At 60.8% G+C, this 20870-nt stretch carries 21 protein-coding genes and 2 tRNA genes; all 23 read left to right on the top strand.

Annotated features, from left to right (window positions below; all coding sequences use genetic code 11):
* The first annotated feature begins 9 nt into the window (after window positions 1-9).
* Window positions 10-795, top strand: coding sequence for a dihydropteroate synthase (gene folP / locus ACP5MM_RS01390; RefSeq protein ID WP_427932937.1), 786 nt, complete (start codon window positions 10-12; stop codon window positions 793-795).
* Between the two features lie 75 nt (window positions 796-870).
* Window positions 871-2238 (top strand): phosphoglucosamine mutase, encoded by a 1368-nt coding sequence (glmM, locus tag ACP5MM_RS01385; protein ID WP_427932939.1) that lies wholly within the window; start codon window positions 871-873, stop codon window positions 2236-2238.
* Between the two features lie 37 nt (window positions 2239-2275).
* Window positions 2276-3046, top strand: a complete 771-nt coding sequence (gene tpiA, locus ACP5MM_RS01380; protein WP_427933988.1) for a triose-phosphate isomerase — start codon at window positions 2276-2278, stop codon at window positions 3044-3046.
* A 3-nt stretch (window positions 3047-3049) separates the two neighbouring features.
* Window positions 3050-3445 carry a preprotein translocase subunit SecG gene (gene secG, locus ACP5MM_RS01375; RefSeq protein WP_427932943.1) on the top strand — a complete coding sequence of 132 codons (396 nt, stop codon included), beginning with the start codon at window positions 3050-3052 and terminating at the stop codon, window positions 3443-3445.
* A gap of 37 nt (window positions 3446-3482) precedes the next feature.
* Window positions 3483-3567: transfer RNA gene (locus tag ACP5MM_RS01370), tRNA-Leu, on the top strand.
* A 143-nt stretch (window positions 3568-3710) separates the two neighbouring features.
* A complete protein-coding gene (locus ACP5MM_RS01365; protein WP_123105470.1) occupies window positions 3711-4067 on the top strand; it encodes an NADH-quinone oxidoreductase subunit A in 357 nt (118 codons plus the stop codon).
* Window positions 4058-4534, top strand: coding sequence for a NuoB/complex I 20 kDa subunit family protein (locus ACP5MM_RS01360; RefSeq protein ID WP_123105472.1), 477 nt, complete (start codon window positions 4058-4060; stop codon window positions 4532-4534). The genes ACP5MM_RS01365 and ACP5MM_RS01360 overlap by 10 nt, the downstream gene beginning before the upstream one ends.
* Window positions 4535-4537: 3 nt before the next feature.
* Window positions 4538-5146 carry an NADH-quinone oxidoreductase subunit C gene (locus ACP5MM_RS01355; protein ID WP_427932946.1) on the top strand — a complete coding sequence of 203 codons (609 nt, stop codon included), beginning with the start codon at window positions 4538-4540 and terminating at the stop codon, window positions 5144-5146.
* Window positions 5130-6383 carry an NADH-quinone oxidoreductase subunit D gene (locus tag ACP5MM_RS01350; protein ID WP_427932947.1) on the top strand — a complete coding sequence of 418 codons (1254 nt, stop codon included), beginning with the start codon at window positions 5130-5132 and terminating at the stop codon, window positions 6381-6383. Before ACP5MM_RS01355 ends, ACP5MM_RS01350 begins: the two co-directional genes overlap by 17 nt.
* 3 nt (window positions 6384-6386) lie before the next feature.
* Window positions 6387-6878: an NADH-quinone oxidoreductase subunit NuoE gene (gene nuoE / locus ACP5MM_RS01345; RefSeq protein ID WP_427933987.1), complete on the top strand. Its 492-nt coding sequence runs from the start codon at window positions 6387-6389 to the stop codon at window positions 6876-6878.
* Window positions 6868-8151, top strand: coding sequence for an NADH-quinone oxidoreductase subunit NuoF (nuoF, locus tag ACP5MM_RS01340; protein ID WP_427933986.1), 1284 nt, complete (start codon window positions 6868-6870; stop codon window positions 8149-8151). The genes nuoE and nuoF overlap by 11 nt, the downstream gene beginning before the upstream one ends.
* Window positions 8151-10508, top strand: a complete 2358-nt coding sequence (nuoG, locus tag ACP5MM_RS01335) for an NADH-quinone oxidoreductase subunit NuoG (RefSeq protein ID WP_427933985.1) — start codon at window positions 8151-8153, stop codon at window positions 10506-10508. The genes nuoF and nuoG overlap by 1 nt, the downstream gene beginning before the upstream one ends.
* Window positions 10509-10516: 8 nt before the next feature.
* Window positions 10517-11548, top strand: a complete 1032-nt coding sequence (nuoH, locus tag ACP5MM_RS01330; protein ID WP_427933984.1) for an NADH-quinone oxidoreductase subunit NuoH — start codon at window positions 10517-10519, stop codon at window positions 11546-11548.
* A gap of 14 nt (window positions 11549-11562) precedes the next feature.
* Window positions 11563-12054 carry an NADH-quinone oxidoreductase subunit NuoI gene (gene nuoI, locus ACP5MM_RS01325; protein ID WP_427932152.1) on the top strand — a complete coding sequence of 164 codons (492 nt, stop codon included), beginning with the start codon at window positions 11563-11565 and terminating at the stop codon, window positions 12052-12054.
* Between the two features lie 19 nt (window positions 12055-12073).
* Complete coding sequence (locus ACP5MM_RS01320; RefSeq protein ID WP_427932150.1) at window positions 12074-12673, top strand: NADH-quinone oxidoreductase subunit J; 600 nt, start codon at window positions 12074-12076, stop codon at window positions 12671-12673.
* A gap of 8 nt (window positions 12674-12681) precedes the next feature.
* Window positions 12682-12987: an NADH-quinone oxidoreductase subunit NuoK gene (gene nuoK / locus ACP5MM_RS01315; protein ID WP_427932148.1), complete on the top strand. Its 306-nt coding sequence runs from the start codon at window positions 12682-12684 to the stop codon at window positions 12985-12987.
* 1 nt (window position 12988) lies between these two features.
* On the top strand, window positions 12989-14971 hold the full coding sequence (gene nuoL, locus ACP5MM_RS01310) for an NADH-quinone oxidoreductase subunit L (RefSeq protein WP_427932146.1): 1983 nt from the start codon (window positions 12989-12991) through the stop codon (window positions 14969-14971).
* Window positions 14972-14975: 4 nt separating this feature from the next.
* Complete coding sequence (locus ACP5MM_RS01305) at window positions 14976-16460, top strand: NADH-quinone oxidoreductase subunit M (protein ID WP_427932144.1); 1485 nt, start codon at window positions 14976-14978, stop codon at window positions 16458-16460.
* Window positions 16461-16471: 11 nt separating this feature from the next.
* Complete coding sequence (gene nuoN / locus ACP5MM_RS01300; RefSeq protein ID WP_427933983.1) at window positions 16472-17917, top strand: NADH-quinone oxidoreductase subunit NuoN; 1446 nt, start codon at window positions 16472-16474, stop codon at window positions 17915-17917.
* Window positions 17914-18231 (top strand): DUF2818 family protein, encoded by a 318-nt coding sequence (locus tag ACP5MM_RS01295; RefSeq protein ID WP_427933982.1) that lies wholly within the window; start codon window positions 17914-17916, stop codon window positions 18229-18231. Before nuoN ends, ACP5MM_RS01295 begins: the two co-directional genes overlap by 4 nt.
* 35 nt (window positions 18232-18266) lie before the next feature.
* Window positions 18267-18341: transfer RNA gene (locus ACP5MM_RS01290), tRNA-Val, on the top strand.
* A gap of 51 nt (window positions 18342-18392) precedes the next feature.
* Entirely contained in the window at window positions 18393-20339 is a 1947-nt protein-coding gene (gene thrS / locus ACP5MM_RS01285; RefSeq protein ID WP_427932137.1) for a threonine--tRNA ligase, read from the top strand.
* Window positions 20299-20862, top strand: a complete 564-nt coding sequence (gene infC, locus ACP5MM_RS01280; RefSeq protein ID WP_427932135.1) for a translation initiation factor IF-3 — start codon at window positions 20299-20301, stop codon at window positions 20860-20862. Before thrS ends, infC begins: the two co-directional genes overlap by 41 nt.
* Window positions 20863-20870 lie beyond the last annotated feature (8 nt).

Raw genomic sequence — 20870 nt, 5'->3', positions numbered from 1 at the left:
CCTTGCGTTATGGGGATTCTCAACGTCACCCCCGATTCCTTTTCGGATGGCGGCGAGGCGCTGGGGGTGGATGCCGCCGTGGCCAAGGCCCGCGCCCTATGGCAGGCTGGCGCGGATATCCTGGACATCGGTGCCGAATCCACGCGCCCGGGAGCGCTTCCCGTGGGCGAGGAAGAGGAGTTGCGTCGCCTTGTGCCGGTCCTGGAGGCGGTGGCGGACCGCATTCCCATCCCCATTTCCATCGATACCAGCAAGGCCGGGGTGATGCGCGCGGCCTGGGGGTTGGGCGCCGGCCTCTTCAACGATATCACCGCCCTGCGCGGCGATCCCCTGGCCTTGCCGACCGCCGCGGAACTGGGGGTGCCGGTCTGCCTGATGCATATGCGTGGCCAGCCCCGGGATATGCAGCAGCACACCCATTACGAGGATGTGCTCATGGAGGTGCGGGATTTCCTGGCGGAGCGTATCGATGCCTGCGTCCGGGGGGGCGTCGCGCGGGAACGGATCGTGATCGATCCGGGTTTTGGTTTTGCCAAGGATCTGGCGGATAATCTGACCCTCTTGCGGCACCTGGATGTTTTGGGCGAACTTGGCTTGCCGATCCTGGCAGGTGTGTCGCGCAAGGCCATGATTGGCGCCATCACCGGCGCCGGAGGCGCCCAGGATCGCGTCATGGGGAGCGTCGCCGCTGCCCTCTGGGCCCTTGGCAAGGGTGCCGTCATCCTGCGGGTACATGACGTTGCCGAAACGGTTCAGGCCGTGCGGATGTGGGGAGCGCTGGCGCATGGGAAGTAGGCGCGAGGGTCACCCGTCCAGGCCGCAATTTCATTGCCGGCGCCTGCCGGCATGCGCAGCGCACTTGGGAAGTTTATGACAAGACAATGGTTTGGCACCGATGGGGTGCGTGGCACGGTGGGTGATTCCATCATCCATCCGGAATGGATCTTGCGCCTGGGCTGGGCTGCCGGGCACGTCCTGACGGCGGGGGTCACTAGCGCCCGGGCCAAGGTGATCATCGGCAAGGATACGCGCCTGTCGGGCTACATGCTGGAGTCGGCTCTGGAGGCGGGGCTGGCGGCGGCGGGAGTGGACGTCCTCCTCGTCGGACCCTTGCCCACGCCGGCCATCGCCTATCTGACCCGCACCCTGCGGGCCGATGCGGGCATTGTCATCAGCGCCTCCCATAACCCTTTCCCCGACAATGGCATTAAATTTTTCTCTGCCGACGGCTACAAGCTGCCGGACCGGATGGAGGAGGAGATCGAGTCATGGATCGCCCGGCCCATGACCCTCCCCAGTCCGGAAAAGCTGGGGAAGGCGCGGCGGGTAGAGGATGCGGCGGGACGCTATGTGGAGTTTTGCAAGACCACCTTCCCGGCGGGAGAAGACCTGCGCGGCCTGCGCCTGGTCCTCGATTGCGCCCATGGGGCCAATTACAAGGTTGCCCCCATGGTCTTCGGGGAGCTGGGCGCCAGCCTCCATCTGATCGGCGCCGAGCCCAATGGCATCAATATCAACGATCAGGTGGGATCCACGGCGCCCGAAGCCTTGCGCGGGGAGGTGCTGCGCCAGGGAGCCGATCTGGGGATCGCCTTCGATGGGGATGGTGACCGCCTGATCCTGGTGGATCATGACGGCCATTTTGTCGATGGCGACGAGATCCTTTTGCTCCTGGCCCGCGAAATGCAGGCCCGCGGCGGCCTGGCCGGGGTGGTGGGCACGGTGATGAGCAATCTCGCCCTGGAGCACGCCTTGCATGAGTTGAAGCTGCCTTTTGTGCGGGCCCCGGTAGGGGATCGCTATGTGCTTGAGGCCATGCGCCGGGAGGGTTATCCCCTGGGCGGAGAGTCATCGGGCCATATCATCACCCCTGCCAACAGCACGGGCGACGGTATCCTTGCCGCCCTGGGCGTTTTGGCCGTCATGCGCCGGCGCGGGGTGTCCCTGGCGGAGTTGCGCCGGGGCTACCGGCCCTTCCCCCAGGTCCTTACCAGTCTGCGCCTAAGGGGGGGCAAGGCCCTGCTCGCCCAGCCCCTGGCGCAGGGTTTCATTTCCAGCGCCGAACAGCGCCTCTTGGGTTGCGGTCGCTTGCTGGTGCGTCCGTCGGGGACCGAGCCCCTGCTGCGCATCATGGTGGAGGCCAGGGATGCCGCCCTTGCCGCCATGGTCGCCGACGAATTGACGTCGGCCCTTGCCCATCTCGCGCGACAAATTGACCCGGCGCAGGCGAGTCTTTAAACTGCTGCGGCTATGACGGGAAAGGAAGGAAAATAAAGTGCGGCAGATCATGGTTGCGGCTAACTGGAAGATGAACGGTCTGAGCGCCGACGCCGTGCATTTGACGAGGGCCATCCTGGATGCGGGTCTGGATCCGACCCATCCCGAGGTGGTGATCTTCCCTCCGTATACCTTGCTTCACGTCGTTGCGCAGGAGGCCAAGGCGAGCGCCCTGCGCTGGGGTGGCCAAAACCTCTTTTGGGAGCCCAGCGGGGCCTTTACCGGAGAGATTTCCGGCGCCATGCTGCGGGATCTGGGCTGCCGGTATGTGCTGGTTGGCCACTCCGAACGCCGCCAGATCTTCGCCGAGAGCGATGCCGATGTGGCAAGAAAATTGAAAGCGGCCCAGGCCGCCGGCCTGATTCCCGTCGTTTGCGTGGGCGAGACCGAGCAGGAGCGCCTGGCCGGGGAAACCGAAGCCGTCCTGCAGCGCCAGATGAAGCATATACTCCCCTACGTGGGCATTGGCGCCCAGCCCGGTCTGGTGATCGCCTATGAGCCCATCTGGGCCATTGGCACCGGGCAGACGGCCAGTCCCGAAGAGGCGCAGCAAGTCCATGCCTTTCTCCGTGGTCTCGTTGCCGGGCAGTCGGAGGCCTTGGCCAGCCGCCTGATGATTTTGTATGGAGGTAGCGTGAAAGGGAATAACGCCGCCGCACTTTTTGCCCAGGCCGATATTGATGGCGGGCTGGTTGGCGGGGCATCCTTGCAGGCGGGAGAGTTCCTGCAGATTTGCCGCGCCGCAGAAGCCAATGGTCGAGGAGGATAACGCATGTATACCACACTGATGGTGATCCAGGTCCTGTTATGTATCGTGCTGGTGGCCTTGGTGCTGGTGCAGAAGGGGCAGGGCGCCGACATTGGCGCCGTTTTTGGCGGGGGGGCGTCCCAGACGGTATTCGGGGCGCGGGGCGCGGGCAATTTTTTGAGTCATATCACGGCCATCGTCGGGGCCCTGTTTTTTCTCAACAGCCTGGGGCTGGCCTATCTTTCCGATCATTCCCAAAGCAGTGTGGTATCCGGCATCGCGTTGCCCAGCACGGCGCCCATGGCGGCGCCGGTTACCCCGTCCGGCAACAAGCCGGCGACCTCTCCGGCCGTCGCGCCTGCGGCATCGGCCTTGGCGGGGGCCGCGGCTTCCGCTGGCGGAGCCGCGCCCAAGCCTTGACGCGTCCGCGATAGCATGAGAAAGTTCTCAACGTAACGCCGAAGTGGTGAAATTGGTAGACACACCGTCTTGAGGGGGCGGCGGCGCAAGCCATACCGGTTCGAGTCCGGTCTTCGGCACCAAATTGCAGCCTTTGATGGCTGCTTTTTTGTCTCAAAAGTCTGATAACGCATTGATTTATTAATATAAAAATAAACTTATGACGGGCGCAGACAGGTCGTCGGGCTAGACCCTGCTGCAGCCTGCTTGGCGGGGGGTGGTGCGGATGTTGACTCACTATTTGCCAGTACTCATCTTCTTGTTCATCGCGTTGCTGGTGGGCGTGGTGCCGCTGCTGTTGGGGGCGGCGCTGGGTCCCAGCAAGCCCGACAGCGAGAAATTGTCTCCTTACGAGTGCGGTTTCGAGGCCTTTGAAGACGCGCGCATGAAGTTCGATGTGCGTTACTACCTGGTGGCCATTCTCTTCATTCTTTTTGACCTGGAAATCGCCTTCCTGTTCCCTTGGGCCGTGGTTTTCGACCAGATCGGATTGGTGGGTTTTGTGGCGATGCTGATTTTTCTGGGCATCCTGGTGATCGGGTTCATCTATGAATGGAAAAAGGGGGCGCTGGAATGGGAATAGAAGGCGTTCTGGAGAAGGGCTTCGTCACCACCACCATCGATACGGTGGTGAACTGGAGCAGGACCGGCTCTCTTTGGCCCATGACCTTCGGGCTGGCCTGCTGCGCGGTGGAAATGATGCATGCGGGCGCCGCGCGCTACGACCTGGACCGGTTCGGTATCGTTTTCCGGCCCAGCCCGCGGCAGTCCGACGTCATGATCGTGGCCGGTACGCTGGTGAACAAGATGGCCCCTGCCCTGCGCAAGGTCTATGACCAGATGCCGGAGCCCCGCTGGGTGGTCTCCATGGGTTCCTGCGCCAATGGCGGGGGCTACTACCATTACTCCTATTCGGTGGTCCGCGGCTGCGATCGCATCGTCCCCGTGGATATTTACGTGCCGGGCTGTCCGCCCACTGCCGAAGCGCTGCTTTTCGGCCTGGTGCAGTTGCAGAAGAAAATCCGTCGTACCAATACGATCGCCCGGTGACCCATGACGGACCTACTGGAAAACTTGCGTCTCCACATCTACGAGGGCCTCGGGGAAAAGATCCGCGATGCGCGCCTGCGCCTCGGTGAGCTGACCATTGAACTGGACCGCGACGGCTTCTGGGCAGCCTGCCGCTGGTTGCGTGATGACTCGGCCTGCGCCTTCGATCAACTGGTGGATCTGTGCGGTGTGGATTATGGGGAATATGGCGACTCCCCTTGGGAGGGGCCGCGCTTTGCCGTGGTTTACCACCTCCTCTCCTTGCGCCATAACCAGCGGCTGAGGGTGCGCGTCTTTCTGGATGACGAGATCCCGGTGGTGCCGTCCGTGGTGGATTTGTGGAGCGCCGCAAATTGGTTCGAGCGGGAGGCCTTCGATCTTTTCGGCCTGCTTTTCGACGGTCATCCGGATTTGCGCCGCCTGCTGACGGACTACGGTTTTGTCGGCCATCCCTTCCGCAAGGACTTCCCCCTGGTGGGGACCGTCGAAATGCGCTACGACGCGGACCGCCAACGGGTGGTCTACGAGCCGACCCGCACCGAAGAGCGGGATGTGGTGCCGCGCATCATCCGCGCCGATGAGGAGGGCCGCTACAATGCCAGAAATCAATAACTTCACCATGAATTTCGGGCCCCAGCACCCTTCGGCCCATGGGGTGTTGCGCCTCGTCCTGGAGCTGGATGGAGAAGTGATCGAGCGCGCCGATCCCCATATCGGCCTACTCCACCGGGCCACGGAGAAGCTCGCCGAGCACAAAACCTATCTGCAGGCGCTTCCCTACATGGACCGCCTCGATTATGTGTCGATGATGTGCAATGAGCACGCCTACTGCATCGCCGTCGAGCGCCTGCTGGGGGTGGACGTACCCCTGCGCGCCCAGTATATCCGCACCATGTTCGATGAGATCACGCGGGTTCTCAACCATCTCCTCTGGCTTGGCGCCTATGCCCTGGATGTGGGGGCCATGAGCGTCTTCCTGTACTGTTTTCGCGAGCGGGAAGACCTGATGGATTGCTACGAGGCCGTGTCGGGCGCACGCATGCACGCCGCCTATTATCGACCCGGCGGCGTCTACCGCGACCTTCCCGAGCGCATGCCCCAGTATCAGCCATCGCCCTATCGCGACACCAAGCGCCTGGGCGAACTCAACGCCAATCGCCAGGGCAGCCTCCTTGACTTCATCGACGACTTTACCCAGCGCTTTCCGGCCTATGTGGATGAGTATGAAACGCTCCTGACGGACAACCGCATCTGGAAGCAACGCACGGTGGGGATTGGCGTCGTGAGTCCGGAGCGGGCCATCCAGCTCGGCTTTTCCGGTCCCATGCTGCGCGCCTCCGGCGTGGCCTGGGATCTGCGCCGGACCCAGCCCTACGCGGCTTACGACCGGGTGGATTTCGACATCCCCGTGGGTAGTGCGGGTGATTGTTACGATCGTTATCTGGTGCGCGTGGAGGAAATGCGGCAGAGCAATCGCATCATCGCCCAATGTGTGGACTGGTTGCGGCATAATCCCGGTCCGGTCCTGACGGATGATTACAAGGTGGCGGCGCCCCATCGGGAAGAAATGAAGACGAGCATGGAAGCCCTCATTCATCATTTCAAGTTGTTCTCCGAGGGCTTTACGGTGCCGGCCGGAGAAGTCTATGCGGCGGTGGAGGCGCCCAAGGGGGAATTTGGTATTTATCTGCTCTCCGATGGCGCCAACAAGCCCTATCGGCTGAAGATCCGGGCTCCCGGTTTTCCCCATCTGGCGGCCATGGATGAAATGGCCCGGGGGCACATGATTGCGGACGTGGTGGCGATTCTGGCGACCATGGATATCGTTTTCGGCGAAATTGACAGGTAGGCGATGTTATCCCCACAGGCTCTTGCAGAAATCGCCCGGGAACGGGCCAAATATCCGGAGGACCGGGCCCAGTCGGCCTTGCTGGCGGCCTTGCGCATTGCCCAGGAGGATCGGGGTTTTCTCGCCACGGAAGTGATGGATTATGTCGCCCATTTGTTGGGCGTTGAACCCATCCGCGCCTATGAGGTGGCTACCTTTTACTCGATGTATGATTTGCAGCCCGTGGGTCGCCACAAGATCTGTGTATGCGGTAGCGTATCCTGTTTCCTCCGCGGTTCGGACCAGATCCTCGCCCATCTGGAGGAGCGGCTGGGCATCCAGGTGGGCGAGACGACTCCCGATGGTCTCTTCACGTTGCGGGAAGTGGAGTGTCTGGGGGCCTGTCTGGGTGCGCCCATGATGCAGGTGGGCGACCGTTATTATGAAAATCTGACCAAGGATCGGGTGGATGGCATTCTCGCGGCCCTCCGCGAGGGAGGCGACGATGTGGGTTAATGGGGTTACCTTGCAGAATCGCGGCCTGGAGGATTCCCATCGGCTGGCGGTATATGAGGCGAGCGGCGGTTACCGGACCTTGCGCGACGTCCTGCTCCGGCCCCTGGCACCGGAACAGATCATTACCGAGATGAAAAAATCCGGCCTGCGCGGCCGCGGCGGCGCGGGTTTCCCGACGGGTCTGAAATGGAGCTTCATGCCCAAGGGAGTTAGCGGCACGAAGTATCTCCTGTGCAACGCGGATGAAGGCGAACCCGGCACCTGCAAGGACCGGGACATCATGCGCTATGATCCGCACCGGCTCATCGAGGGGATGCTCATCGGCGCCTATGCCATGGGTGCGCGGGCGGGCTATATTTATATCCGCGGTGAATTCATCGAACCCATTCACATCGTCGAGGCCGCCCTGGCCGAGGCCTATGCGGCGGGCTTGCTGGGAAGTCATATTCTCGGTACGGGATTTTCCTTTGATTTGTCTGTGCATCGGGGCGCCGGCGCCTATATTTGCGGAGAGGAAACGGCCCTCATGGAGTCCATCGAGGGCAAAAAGGGGCAACCTCGCTTCAAGCCGCCCTTTCCGGCGAGCTACGGGCTCTATGGACAGCCCACCACCATCAACAACGTCGAAACCTTCGCGTCGGTGCCCGATATCATCAGCAAGGGCGGCGACTGGTTTCTCAACCTGGGCAAGCCCAACAACGGCGGGACCAAGATTTTCTCCGTGACCGGCCATGTGCAGCGGCCGGGGAACTATGAAGTCCCCATGGGGACGCCCTTCAAGGACCTCCTGGCCATGGCCGGCGGGCTTTTCCCGGAGCGGAAATTGAAGGCGGTGATTCCCGGCGGGACGAGCACGCCCATGGTGGCCGGCGAGGTCATGATGGATACGACCATGGATTATGATGCCATCTCCAAGGCGGGATCCGCCCTGGGGGCGGGGTCGGTCATTGTCATGGATGACAGCGTCTGCATGGTGAAGATCGTGGAGCGGATTGCGCGTTTCTATATGCATGAGTCCTGCGGCCAGTGTACCCCTTGCCGGGAAGGCATGGGGTGGCTGTGGCGGGTGATGCACCGTATCGAGCATGGTCAGGGCCGGGAGGAGGATCTGCAACTGCTGCTGGATGTGGGGGCACGCATCGAGGGCCGTACCATTTGCGCGCTGGCCGACGGGGGAGTGGCGCCGGTGGTCAGTTCCATTCGCCTTTTCCGCAGCGAGTACGAGTACCACATTCAGCACAAGCGCTGTCTAGTGACGACGGGAGCAGGGTGATGCCGATTATCGAGATCGACGGTAAGCCGATTGATGTTGCGCCGGGAACCACCATCATGGAAGCGGCGCAGGCGCTGGGGATTTATATCCCGTTTTTCTGCTATCACCCCAAGCTTTCGGTGGCGGCCAATTGCCGGATGTGCCTGGTGGATGTGGAGAAGGCCCCCAAACCCCTGCCCGCCTGTGCAACCCCCGTGGCGGATGGGATGAAGGTCTCCACGGCGTCCCGCAAGGCGAAAATGGCGCAGCAGGGAGTGCTGGAATTCCTCCTCATCAATCACCCCCTGGATTGCCCCATTTGCGATCAGGGCGGCGAATGCCCCTTGCAGGACATCACCATGGGCTTTGCCAATCCCCACAGCCAGTATACGGAAGAGAAGCGGGTGGTGGAGGACAAGGATATCGGTCCTCTCATAGCCACGGAAATGACGCGCTGCATCCAGTGTACGCGCTGTGTGCGCTTTGGTCAGGAAATTGGCGGCATCATGGAACTGGGGGCAACGGGGCGGGGCGAACGCATGGCCATCGGCACCTATGTGGCCCAGGCGGTGCGGTCCGAATTGTCGGGCAACATGATCGACTTGTGTCCGGTGGGTGCGCTCACCAGCAAACCCTTTCGCTTTACGGCCCGCAACTGGGAGCTGAAACACACCCCGGGCATTTGCCCCCACTGTTCCACGGGCTGTCATATCGATATCCAGAGCCGTGGCCGGGAAGTGATGCGGGTCTTGCCGCGACCGGCGGAGGCCGTCAATGAGGAATGGATCTGCGACAAGGGACGCTTCGCCTATGCGGGGCTGGCGGCCGATGATCGCGTGACCCAGCCGCTGCTGCGGGTGGATGGCCAATGGCGTGAGGTGAGCTGGGCAGAGGCCCTTGATGCCGCCGTCGGGGGAATAGAACATCTCTTGCGCGAACATGGCGCCCAGCAACTGGGAGGATTGATCTCGGCGCGGGCCAGCGTCGAGGAACTTTTCCTTTTCCAGGGATTGCTGCGCGGGATCGGCAGCCCCCACGTGGATCATCGTTTGACGCAGCAGGACTTTCGCGCCGATGCCGCCATGCCGCTCTACCCGGCCTTGAACATGGCCCTGGAGGATCTGGAGCGGGAGCCGGTGATCCTGATCTGTCACGGCTTTCCGCGTCACGAACAGCCCCTGACCAATCATCGCCTGCGCAAGGCGGTCCTCGCGGGCGGGCGGATTTTTGTCCTGGCCGAGCAGCAGCGGGACTTCAATTATCCGGCAACGCAAATCGTTGCCGACGCCGGGGCGGACGTCGCGCTTTATGAGCGGCTGTGCCGATACCTTGCACAGCCCGAGGTCATTGCCGAACCGCCGGGGGATACGGCCCTGGCAGGGGCGGCACAGGCGCTGCGTGGGGCGGACAACCCCGTGATCCTGGTGGGCAGCGGCGTCCTGCGTCACCCCCGGGCAGCCGAACTTTTGTACTGGATCGGGCAAGTCGCAGCCCTTGCCGGCGGACGGCTCAGTTGGCTGGGAGAAGGCGCCAACAGTGCCGGAGCCTGGATTGCCGGATGCGTTCCCCATCGTCTTCCGGGCGGCGCTGCGAGTCCCCAGCAGGGGCTGCCGGCGGGGTCCATGTGGACACCGGGGCTGAAGGGCTACGTCCTCATGGACTGCGAGCCCACCCTGGATTGCTGGGATGGCGCCGCAGCGGAACACGCCTTGGGCGCAGCGGAGCTGGTGATCAGCATCGGCTGTTTTTCCCGGGAGGCGCAGCGCTACGCCCATGTCATTCTGCCGGCGGTCGCCTTTGGCGAAGGGGCGGGGCGTTACATCAACAATGAGGGGCGTGAACAGCCTTTTCGCGCGGCGGTGCGGGCAGCGGGCGAGGCGCGCCCGGGCTGGAAGATCCTGCGGGTGCTGGGGCATAGCCTGGGGGTGGAGGGTTTCGCCTTCACGGAGTTGGAGGAGGTGACCCGGGCATGGCAACGGGCGGTGGGCGAATTCCCCCTCGATGTAACGCCCCTCGCCCCTTTCCCCCATTGTGAGGCCGGGGCGCACAGCGCGGCGCCGCTGTTGCGCATGGGAGAATGGCCCTTGTATCGGAGCGATCCGCTGGTCCGGCGCTCGGCACCCTTGGCCCAGCAGGCCGTCGCGCGCCTGCACCCGGAGCAGGCGGCGGCCCTGCGCCTGCATCCCGGGGTCGTGGAAATCACCACGACTGCCGGCAAGGCCCTGCTGCCGCTGGTCCTGGACCGCAAGATCCCCATGGGCGCCGTATGGGTGCCCATGGGCTTCCCGGAGACCCGGGACCTTGGTCCGGCCGTGGGTCCTTGTGCCATCGCCTCGGCCCCGGCGGTTGCGGCCGCCGCTGCCTTGGCGACGGGTTAGGGGGCGCCGTGAATATCCCAACCCTACAAGACCATTTCTGGTGGCCGGTGCTCTGGTCGGTACTCAAGATTCTGGTGGTCGTGGTGCCTCTCCTGCTGGCCGTCGCCTACCTGACCCTCGCCGAACGCAAGGTCATCGGCTATATCCAGGTGCGCCTCGGCCCTAACCGGGTGGGCATCAAGGGTTCCTTGCAACCCATTGCCGATGCCATCAAGCTCCTTTTCAAGGAAATCATCATTCCCAGCAGCGCCAACCGCTTTCTGTTCCTGGCGGCCCCGGTGCTGGCCTTTGTCCCCGCCATGCTGGTGTGGGCGGCCATTCCTTTTGGACCGGGCATGGCCATCTCCAATATGAATGCCGGCTTGCTCTATGTGTTGGCCATTGCCGGCCTGGGGGTGTATGGGATCATCGTCGCGGGGTGGGCATCCAATTCCAAATATGCCTTCCTCGGGGCCATGCGTGCTGCTGCCCAGTTGGTCGCTTACGAAATCGCCATGGGTTTTGCCCTGGTTGGGGTGTTGATGGCGGCGCAGACCCTGGACCTCAGCAAGATTGTGGAGGCCCAGGCCGGGGGGGGATTCTGGTCCTGGTACTGGCTGCCGCTATTTCCCTTTTTTCTGGTGTACTTCATCTCGGGCGTGGCGGAAACCAATCGCGCTCCTTTCGATGTGGCCGAAGGCGAGTCGGAAATCGTGGCGGGATTCCATGTGGAATATTCGGGCATGGCCTTTGCGCTTTTTTTCCTGGCCGAATATGCGAACATGATCTTCGTTTCCATACTGACGGCCATCCTGTTCCTGGGCGGGTGGTATCCCCCCGTCAATCTGCCGCCCTTCACTTGGGTCCCAGGCACGGTGTGGCTGATCGCCAAAACGGCTTTTCTCCTCTTTGTCTTCTTATGGATCCGCGCCACGTTCCCGCGTTACCGTTATGATCAGATCATGCGGTTGGGATGGAAGGTATTCATTCCCGTGACCATTGCCTGGATCGTGGTCATTGGAATCGCCCTAGAGACGCCCTTGCGCGCAGTCTTGCGCTGAAGAGAGGAAAGCGAATGCAATTCAAGCCAAGGCAGTGGTTCCAGACCTTTTTTCTCACCGAAATGCTGCGCGGCATGGGGCTCACGGGGCGCTATCTTTTCGCCCGCAAGATCACCGTGCAGTACCCGGAGGAGCGTACGCCGCAGTCACCCCGTTTTCGCGGGCTACACGCCCTGCGCCGCTATCCCAATGGCGAGGAACGGTGCATCGCCTGCAAGCTTTGCGAGGCCGTTTGTCCGGCCCTCGCCATCACCATTGAAAGTGAACAGCGTGCGGACGGGACGCGGCGGACGACGCGCTATGACATTGACTTGAGCAAGTGCATTTTTTGCGGGCTGTGTGAAGAGTCCTGTCCCGTGGACTCCATCGTCGAAAGCCGGGTTTTTGATTATCATGGGGAAATCCGGGCCGACCTGATTTATACCAAAGACATGCTCCTGGCCAACGGTGATCGGCTGGAGGCGGAACTCGCCAGCGACCGTGAGTCCGATAGCCGTTATCGATGATAGGGGGAAAGACGGGAACATGCTGAATATAACCTCCATACTGTTTTACGCCTTTTCCATCGTCCTCCTGGGGGCGGCGACCATGGTGGTCATCGCGCGCAATCCGGTATATGCCACCCTCTATCTGGTGCTGACATTCTTTAGTGCCGCAGCGATTTTTCTCCTGCTCGGGGCGGAATTCCTCGGCCTGATCCTGATCCTGGTGTATGTCGGGGCGGTCATGGTGCTCTTTCTTTTCGTCGTGATGATGCTGGACATCAATCTGGCCAGACTCAAGGAGGGCTTTCTCAGTTACCTGCCCCTCGGATTGGCCATCGCCGCCCTCGGCGTCCTCGAACTGGCCATGGTGTATTGGACGGCACCCCTGGGTCACATCCCGGCGCCAGTGCCCTTCCCGGGGAATTACGACAATACCCGGGCGCTGGGCTACCTCTTGTACACCCAATATCTCTATCCCTTCGAAATAGCCGCGGCCATACTCCTGGTGGCCATCATCGCGGCCATTGCCCTGACCCTGCGGCGGCGCAGCGGGACCAAAAGCCAGCGCACGGAGGAGCAACTGCGGGTCCGGGCCAAAGACCGGGTACACCTCGTTGATTTGCGCGCCAACAAACATTGAGGTGATCCATGCCAACCTTATCGTCCTACCTCATCCTTGCAGCGCTCCTTTTTTCCATCGGGGTGATCGGCATTTTCCTCAACCGGAAAAACGTGATCATCCTGCTGATGGCCATCGAATTGATGCTGTTGGCCGTCAATATCAACCTGGTCGCCTTTTCCTATTATCTCGGCAATCTTGCCGGACAGGTCTTCGTTTTTTTCATTCTCACGGTGGCGGCAGCCGAGGCGGCTATCGGATTGGCGATCCTGGTGGTGTATTTCCGCAATCGGCACAGCATCAATGTGGACGATATTGACGAGCTGAGGGGGTGAGATGTTCGTTTTTGACTGGCTGAGGCTGTTCCCGGCCCTCCCGATCTACCTGGCCATTCCCCTGGCACCCCTGCTCGGGTCGCTGATCGCCGGTCTGGGGAGCCGCCAACTGAAGGAAAAGGCCCACTGGGCACCCATTGTCGGTGTGGCCATTGCTTTTTATCTGGCGCTGTTCGTGCTCTGGCAAGTCACCCAGGGTGTGACATTCTATGGGAATGTCTACACCTGGGGCGTCATGGGCAATCTCCCCCTGCACATCGGCTTTGATATCGATGCGTTGACGGCAGTGATGCTGGTGGTGGTGACTTTCGTGTCTCTGTGCGTGCATGTGTATACCGTTGGCTATATGCATGGAGATCCGGGGTATGCGCGATTCTTCAGTTACATCGCGCTGTTCACCTTTGCCATGATCATGCTGGTGATGAGCAATAATTTTCTGCAACTGTTTTTCGGCTGGGAAGCCGTAGGCCTGGTGTCCTATCTGTTGATCGGTTTCTGGTTCCAGCGGGAGAGCGCCAATGCGGCGGCCATCAAGGCGTTTATCGTCAACCGGGTGGGGGACTTTGGCTTCCTGCTCGGCATTGCCGCCATTTACAGTTATTGTGGAAGCCTGGATTACCGCACGGTTTTCGCGCAATTGCCCAATCTGGTTGGCCAGACCGTCGCAATCATTCCGGGACATCCCTGGAGCGTGATCACCTGGATCGCCATCCTGCTCTTCATCGGGGCCATGGGAAAGTCGGCCCAGGTGCCCTTGCACGTCTGGCTGCCGGAGTCCATGGAAGGCCCGACCCCCATCTCGGCGCTGATTCACGCTGCCACCATGGTGACGGCGGGCATCTTCATGGTCGCCCGGATGTCGCCCATCTATGAGCTGTCGGCGACGGCGCTGGCGGTGGTCCTCATGGTCGGTGCCATCACGGCGCTGTTCATGGGTCTGATTGGCCTCGTGCAAAATGATATCAAGCGCATCATTGCCTATTCCACCTTGTCCCAGCTCGGGTACATGACGGCAGCCCTGGGGGCATCGGCCTTTTCGGCGGCCATCTTCCACCTCATGACCCATGCCTTCTTCAAGGCCCTGCTCTTTCTCGCGGCGGGTTCGGTAATTCACGCCATGAACAATGAGCAGGATATTCGCAAGATGGGCGGGTTGCGGCGGTACATGCCCGTTACCTATGTGACGTTTCTCATCGGCAGCCTGGCCCTTGCGGGCATCCCGCCCTTTGCCGGATTTTTCAGCAAGGATCTGATCATCGAAGCCGTGGGTCTGGCGCAGGTACCCGGAGCGGGGCTGGCGGAGTTTTTCCTGGTTGCGGGCGTGCTGGTCACGGCATTGTATACATTTCGCCTGTTCTTTCTGGTCTTTCATGGCCAGCCGCGGATGGATGCCCATACCCGCGCTCACCTCCACGAGTCGCCCCGGGTAATCACCGTTCCTTTGCTGGCCCTGAGTATTCCGTCCATTTATGCCGGTTGGGCCTATATCCAACCCATCGGCCTGGGTTCGTTTTTCCAGGGCGCCATATCCGTGGCGCCGCAATGGAATACCATTGGCGAGATCGCTGCCCACTGGCACGGCTCTCTCGCTTTCATGATGCATGGGCTGATCAGCCTGCCCTTTTGGCTCGCCGTCACCGGCATCATGACGGCGGCCTATCTTTATCTCATCCTTCCGGGGCTGCCCGTGGTGCTGGCTCGGGCGCTGCGGCCATTCACCTGGATTCTGGAGCACAAGTATGGCTTTGACGCCCTGAACCGCGTGCTTCTGGTCAATGGCGTATTGTTCTTCGGGCGCCTCTTTTGGCGGGTAGGCGATGTCCGCATCATCGATGGGATCATGGTGAATGGCACGGCGCGGGAAGTGGGGAAGGCCGCCCTTTCCTGGCGGCGGGTTCAGAGCGGCTATATCTATCACTATGCCTTTGCGATGATTATAGGATTGATCATGCTAATGACGTATTTTGTCGTGATGAGGGGCTAAGTCCATGGCGTATTTTCCGCTCCTCAGTCTGGCCATCTGGACACCGGTGATCGGTGGGATCCTCACCCTGGCCGTCGGCGACCGGCGGCCCCGGGCCGCGCGCTGGGCCGCGCTGCTTTTTTCCATTGTGGCCTTTGCGCTGACGATTCCTCTCTATACGGGTTTCAACGATCACACGGCGGCGATGCAGTTCAATGAGTATGCGGCCTGGATACCATCCCTGAACATTCATTATCACCTTGGCGTGGACGGCATTTCCCTGTGGTTCATATTGCTGACCAGTTTTTTGACGATACTGGTTGTGATCAGTTCATGGACCAATATCCAACAGCGTGTGGCGCAATACATGGGCGCCTTTCTCATCATGGAAGGATTGATGATCGGCGTGTTTTGCGCGCTGGATGCCATCCTTTTCTATGTCTTTTGGGAGGCCATGCTGATACCCATGTTTCTGATCATCGGCATTTGGGGCGGCCCCAATCGCGTCTATGCGACGATCAAGTTTTTCCTGTATACCTTTCTCGGTTCGGTATTGATGCTGGTGGCATTGCTTTACCTCTATTTTCACGCGGACCACAGCTTCAACCTGCTGACCTTTCAACAGATCCCCATCGGATCTACGGCACAGATCCTGATTTTTATTGCCTTCTTCCTAGCCTTTGCCGTGAAGATTCCCATGTGGCCCGTACATACCTGGTTGCCGGATGCGCATGTCGAAGCGCCGACGGGGGGATCGGTCATCCTTGCGGCGGTGATGCTGAAGATGGGCGCCTACGGCTTCCTTCGCCTCAGCCTGCCCATCGTGCCCGATGCCAGCCGGGAGCTGGCGTGGATCATGATCGGATTGTCGCTGATCGCCATCATTTATGTCGCTTTGGTCGCCGTCGTCCAGGAAGACATGAAGAAGCTCATCGCCTATTCCTCCATTGCGCACATGGGTTTTGTCACCCTGGGGTTTTTCGTCTTCACCGCCGTAGCCATGGAGGGCAGCATTATCCAGATGCTCTCCCACGGCTTCGTCAGTGCCGCCATGTTCCTGTGCGTGGGGGTGCTGTATGATCGCATGCATACCCGCCAGATCAAGGCTTATGGCGGCGTGGTGAATACCATGCCCATATTCGCCTCCCTGATGATGCTTTTTGCCATGGCCAACGTGGGGTTGCCGGGCACCTCCGGTTTCGTCGGCGAATTCATGGTCGTCCTGGGCACCTATCAGGTGTATCCATGGCCCGCGATTCTTGCCGCAACCAGCCTGGTCACGGGTGCAGCCTATACCTTGTGGCTCTTCAAACGGGTGATTTTCGGTGCCGTAACGCAGCCGGCGGTGGCGGCGTTGAAGGATGCCAACGGGCGGGAAGTATTGGTCCTGGGCGCGCTGGCTTTTTTCACCCTGTTGCTGGGCGTCTGGCCGGCCCCCTTTCTCGATATTCTCCATAGTTCCGTTCACCACCTGGTTGAACAGGTGGCCATTAACAAGATTCCGGCGTAAAGGACTTCCCCATGACCGACATCACCGCGCACTGGACGTTGGCTCTCCCCGAAATCTGGGTATTGAGCATGGCCTGCGTGACTCTCCTGGCGGATCTCTTTTTCGCGGAGAAACTGCGCGACATCGCCGCCGTGCTGACCGGGCTGACCCTGCTGGGTGCCGCCGCCCTGACTTTCATGCTCATGGACCAGCGGGGCACGGCATTCGCCGGGATGTTCATTGCGGATCCTTTTGCCAACGTAATCAACCTGTTTAGTTATCTGGCAGTATTTTTGGTCGTGATCTATTCCGGTCGCTATCTTCGTGAGCGGGGGCTGTATCGAGGGGAGGTCTTCGTGCTCCTCCTCTTCGCGCTGCTGGGAGTCATGATCATGGCATCCGGCGGGAACCTCCTGACCATTTATCTGGGGCTGGAATTGCTGGCCCTCAGTCAATATGCGCTGGTGGCCATGTACCGGGATAGCCTGATGGCGACGGAAGCGGGCCTCAAATACTTTGTCCTCGGCGCGCTGGCTTCCGGCCTGCTTCTGTATGGCATGTCCCTGCTTTATGGGTTGACCGGAAGCCTCGACGTGCGGGATATCGCCGCTGGTCTGGTCAACGTGACCGGTGCCAATCTGGTCCTGGTTTTTGCCATGGTATTCATCACGGCCGGCATTGCCTTCAAGCTGGGGGCGGCTCCTTTTCATATGTGGCTGCCGGATGTTTATCAGGGCGCGCCGACGGCGGTTACCCTGTTTCTGGCGTCGGCCCCCAAACTGGGCGCATTCGCCCTGATTATCCGTCTGCTGGTGGATGGGAGTTATGGAGTGATGGCGGTCTGGCAGCAGATCTTCATCGTCCTCGCCATCGCTTCGCTGGTGGTGGGCAATGTGATTGCCATCGCCCAAGGCAATATCAAGCGGATGCTGGCGTATTCCACCGTGGGGCATGTGGGATTCCTGTCCCTGGGGGTTCTGGCCGGGACCTTGAACGGCCTTGCCAGCGCGCTATTTTATACGGTGGTGTACGTGCTGATGTCCCTCGCAGGTTTTGGCATGATCCTGCTTTTGACCAGGGCGGGTTTCGAGGCCGAGCGGATTGACGACTTCAAAGGGCTGGCGCAACGGAAACCCTGGTATGCGGCGATGATGCTCATTATCATGTTTTCCATGGCCGGCGTTCCGCCCACGGTCGGTTTCTATGCGAAACTTGCGGTATTCCAGGCCGTCATCGCGGCGGGATATGTCTGGATTGCGGTTATTGGTGTGCTGCTGGCGGTCATTGGCGCATTTTATTATCTCCGGGTGATCAAGGTGATGTATTTTGATGCGCCCGAGGATGCCGCTCCGGAGATCGCGCGCGATGATGTGGCGGCGGCCTTTATGAGCGTTAACAGCGTGGCCTTGCTGATCCTCGGTATCCTGCCGGGGCCGTTGATGGCCTTTTGCATTTATGCCCTGCAGGGAGCGATATGATGAACGTACATCAGCTTGTTATCGGCTATATTGCCCTGGCCTTTGTCGCCGCCAATTTGCCCTGGTTGAGTGGTCGGATATTCTTGTGGTTCTCCACCGGGCAGGGTAAGGCGTTTTTCTGGTATCTGGCCGAATGGCTGGTTTTATACCTGGTGGTGGGTAGCATCGGCTTTGGCCTGGAGCGGGTCGCGGATGGCCAGGTGCAAGGGCAGGGATGGGAGTTTTATGTGATTGCCTTGTGCATGTTCGCGGTGTTTGCCATACCGGGATTTATCTGGCGATTTAACGTCTTGCCATTGCTGCGCGGCTCTTGACGCGCCATCTTGGACTTGGTACTTTTGCACCTCGCAGGCGCGTAGCTCAGGGGGAGAGCGCTACCTTGACACGGTAGAGGTCGGCGGTTCGAAACCGCCCGTGCCTACCATAACCCGCACCGGGGGGCCATGCTCGCTGGTGCTTTTTCTTTGGGGGGTTCATGCCGGACCTACAGTTGCCGGATGGCAGTCTTCGTCACTTTGATGCGCCCGTTAGCGGCCTGCAGCTCGCTCAATCCATTGGGGCGGGCCTGGCCAAGGCGGCGCTGGCGGTCAAGGTGGATGGCGTGCTGCAGGACCTTTCCGTGCCCATTGCCCATGATGCCGCAGTAGCGATCATCACCCGGGATGCTCCGGAGGGGCTGGAGGTTCTGCGCCACTCCACGGCCCATTTGCTGGCGCAGGCGGTCAAATCCCTCTATCCCGAAGCGCAGGTCACCATCGGCCCCAGCATCGATAACGGATTCTATTACGATTTTGCCTTTCCGCGCGGATTCACTCCGGAAGACCTGGCGGCCATCGAAGGGCGCATGCAGGATCTGGTGCGGGCCAACCTTCCGGTACGGCGGGAGGAGCTGGACCGGGATGCGGCCATCGCCCTGTTCGAGGGGATGGGGGAGCATTACAAGGTCGAAATTATCCGCGCCATCCCGGCCGGCGAAACCCTGAGCCTGTATCGGCAGGGCGATTTTGTGGATCTCTGCCGTGGACCGCATGTTCCGGCGACGGGCTTGCTGGGGGCTTTCAAATTGACGCGGGTGGCGGGGGCCTACTGGCGGGGAGATGCCCGCAATCCCATGCTGCAGCGGATTTACGGGACGGCGTGGCCGGATCAGAAGGCACTTGATGCCTATTTGCGGCAGTTGGCCGAGGCGGAAAGGCGCGATCACCGGCGCATCGGCACGGAGCTGGAGCTGTTCTCCATCCAGGAGGACGCCGGTGGCGGACTGGTGTTCTGGCACCCCATGGGGGCGCGGGTGCGGCGGGTGGTGGAGGACTTCTGGCGGGCGGCCCATGTCGATGCCGGCTATGAACTCCTCTATACGCCCCACATCGCCCACGAGCAGCTTTGGTTTACTTCGGGGCATAAGGACTTTTATAGCGATTCCATGTTCCAGGCCATGGAGGACGAGGGGCAGCCCTACCAGCTCAAGCCCATGAACTGCCCATTCCATATTCTGATTTACAAGGACCGGATGCACTCCTACCGGGATCTGCCCATACGTTGGGCGGAGCTGGGTACGGTGTACCGCCATGAAATGTCCGGCGCCTTGCATGGCCTGATGCGCGTGCGTGGCTTTACGCAGGATGATGCCCATGTTTTTTGCCGGCCCGATCAGATCGAGGCGGAGATCGTGGGAGTCCTGGAGCTGATTCAGGAGATCCTCGGGGCTTTCGGCTTTGATCGCTATGAAATCAATCTCTCCACCCGCCCCGAGCACTCGGTGGGGAGCGATGACATCTGGGAGGCGGCCACCGGCGCCCTGCGCAACGCCCTCGACAAGAAGGGCATGGCCTATGGGGTGGATGCGGGCGGCGGCGCTTTTTACGGGCCCAAAATCGATCTGAAGATCGAGGATGCCATCGGGCGGAAGTGGCAGTGCAGCACGGTGCAACTGGACTTCAACCTCCCGGACCGCTTTGCCATGGAATATGTGGCCGAAGATGGTTCGCGGCAGGCGCCGATCATGATTCATCGGGCGATCTTTGGCTCGCTGGAGCGCTTTTTTGGTGTCCTGATCGAGCATTATGAGGGGAAGTTTCCCTTGTGGCTGGCTCCGGTGCAGGCCGTGGTTCTGCCCATCAGCGAGCATCAGGCCGATTATGCGGAGAAGGTGCACAGGCATTTTCTCGACGCGGGACTGCGTTGCGATCTGGACTTGAGAAACGAGAAGATCGGCTATAAAATACGCGCCCACACTTTACGCCGCATTCCCTACCTCCTGGTGGTCGGGGAGCGCGAGAAAGAGGCGGGCACCGTCGCCGTGCGTACCCGCGACGGCCTGGATTTGGGTAGCGTGGCCGTGGCTTCGGCAGTTGAGGCATTGCGGTTGATGAATCAGCGGCGTGTCAACGTCCTGGAGTGGCAAGGCGAGCGAGGGGGATAAAGCGATCGCGACGGAAAAAGAGATTAATATCAATCGGGAAATCACGGCGCCGCGGGTGCGGCTGATCGACGCGGAAGGGCAGCAGATGGGCGTCGTTTCCTTGGCGGAGGCCCTGGCGGCTGCCGAGGCGGCAGAGTTGGATCTGGTAGAGATAGCCCCTCAGGCGGAGCCGCCGGTTTGCCGGGTCATGGATTTTGGCAAATTCAAATTCCAGGAAAGCAAGCGTCTCCACGATGCCCGGCGCAAGCAGAAGCAGACGCAGGTCAAGGAAATCAAGTTCCGGCCGCGTACGGATGATGCAGACTATCAAATCAAATTGCGTAACATCCTCCGTTTTTTGGAGGATGGGGACCGGGCCAAGATTACCCTGCGGTTTCGGGGGCGGGAGATGTCCCATCCGGAATTGGGGATGGAGTTGCTCAGCCGGGTGGAAAATGATCTGACGGAAGTGGGTGTGGTGGAGCAGCGACCACGATTGGAAGGGCGACAAATGGTGATGATCATCGCGCCGCGTAAAAAATAGGAGGCTAT

It is taken from the genome of Acidithiobacillus sp. (genome assembly GCF_049965315.1).
Taxonomy (GTDB): Bacteria; Pseudomonadota; Gammaproteobacteria; order Acidithiobacillales; family Acidithiobacillaceae; genus Acidithiobacillus_B.
The sequence above is the reverse complement of the archived record's forward strand: the minus strand, read 5'-3'. Positions and strand labels throughout refer to the sequence as shown.

Excerpts from the sequence above, each read along its gene's own strand:
- folP (WP_427932937.1), top strand. The coding sequence starts at position 10 with ATGGGGATTCTCAACGTCACCCCCGATTCCTTTTCGGATGGCGGCGAG.
- glmM (WP_427932939.1), top strand. The coding sequence starts at position 871 with ATGACAAGACAATGGTTTGGCACCGATGGGGTGCGTGGCACGGTGGGT.
- secG (WP_427932943.1), top strand. The coding sequence starts at position 3,050 with ATGTATACCACACTGATGGTGATCCAGGTCCTGTTATGTATCGTGCTG.
- ACP5MM_RS01365 (WP_123105470.1), top strand. The coding sequence starts at position 3,711 with ATGTTGACTCACTATTTGCCAGTACTCATCTTCTTGTTCATCGCGTTG.
- ACP5MM_RS01360 (WP_123105472.1), top strand. The coding sequence starts at position 4,058 with ATGGGAATAGAAGGCGTTCTGGAGAAGGGCTTCGTCACCACCACCATC.
- ACP5MM_RS01355 (WP_427932946.1), top strand. The coding sequence starts at position 4,538 with ATGACGGACCTACTGGAAAACTTGCGTCTCCACATCTACGAGGGCCTC.
- ACP5MM_RS01350 (WP_427932947.1), top strand. The coding sequence starts at position 5,130 with ATGCCAGAAATCAATAACTTCACCATGAATTTCGGGCCCCAGCACCCT.
- nuoE (WP_427933987.1), top strand. The coding sequence starts at position 6,387 with ATGTTATCCCCACAGGCTCTTGCAGAAATCGCCCGGGAACGGGCCAAA.
- nuoF (WP_427933986.1), top strand. The coding sequence starts at position 6,868 with ATGTGGGTTAATGGGGTTACCTTGCAGAATCGCGGCCTGGAGGATTCC.
- nuoG (WP_427933985.1), top strand. The coding sequence starts at position 8,151 with ATGCCGATTATCGAGATCGACGGTAAGCCGATTGATGTTGCGCCGGGA.
- nuoI (WP_427932152.1), top strand. The coding sequence starts at position 11,563 with ATGCAATTCAAGCCAAGGCAGTGGTTCCAGACCTTTTTTCTCACCGAA.
- ACP5MM_RS01320 (WP_427932150.1), top strand. The coding sequence starts at position 12,074 with ATGCTGAATATAACCTCCATACTGTTTTACGCCTTTTCCATCGTCCTC.
- nuoK (WP_427932148.1), top strand. The coding sequence starts at position 12,682 with ATGCCAACCTTATCGTCCTACCTCATCCTTGCAGCGCTCCTTTTTTCC.
- nuoL (WP_427932146.1), top strand. The coding sequence starts at position 12,989 with ATGTTCGTTTTTGACTGGCTGAGGCTGTTCCCGGCCCTCCCGATCTAC.
- ACP5MM_RS01305 (WP_427932144.1), top strand. The coding sequence starts at position 14,976 with ATGGCGTATTTTCCGCTCCTCAGTCTGGCCATCTGGACACCGGTGATC.
- nuoN (WP_427933983.1), top strand. The coding sequence starts at position 16,472 with ATGACCGACATCACCGCGCACTGGACGTTGGCTCTCCCCGAAATCTGG.
- ACP5MM_RS01295 (WP_427933982.1), top strand. The coding sequence starts at position 17,914 with ATGATGAACGTACATCAGCTTGTTATCGGCTATATTGCCCTGGCCTTT.
- thrS (WP_427932137.1), top strand. The coding sequence starts at position 18,393 with ATGCCGGACCTACAGTTGCCGGATGGCAGTCTTCGTCACTTTGATGCG.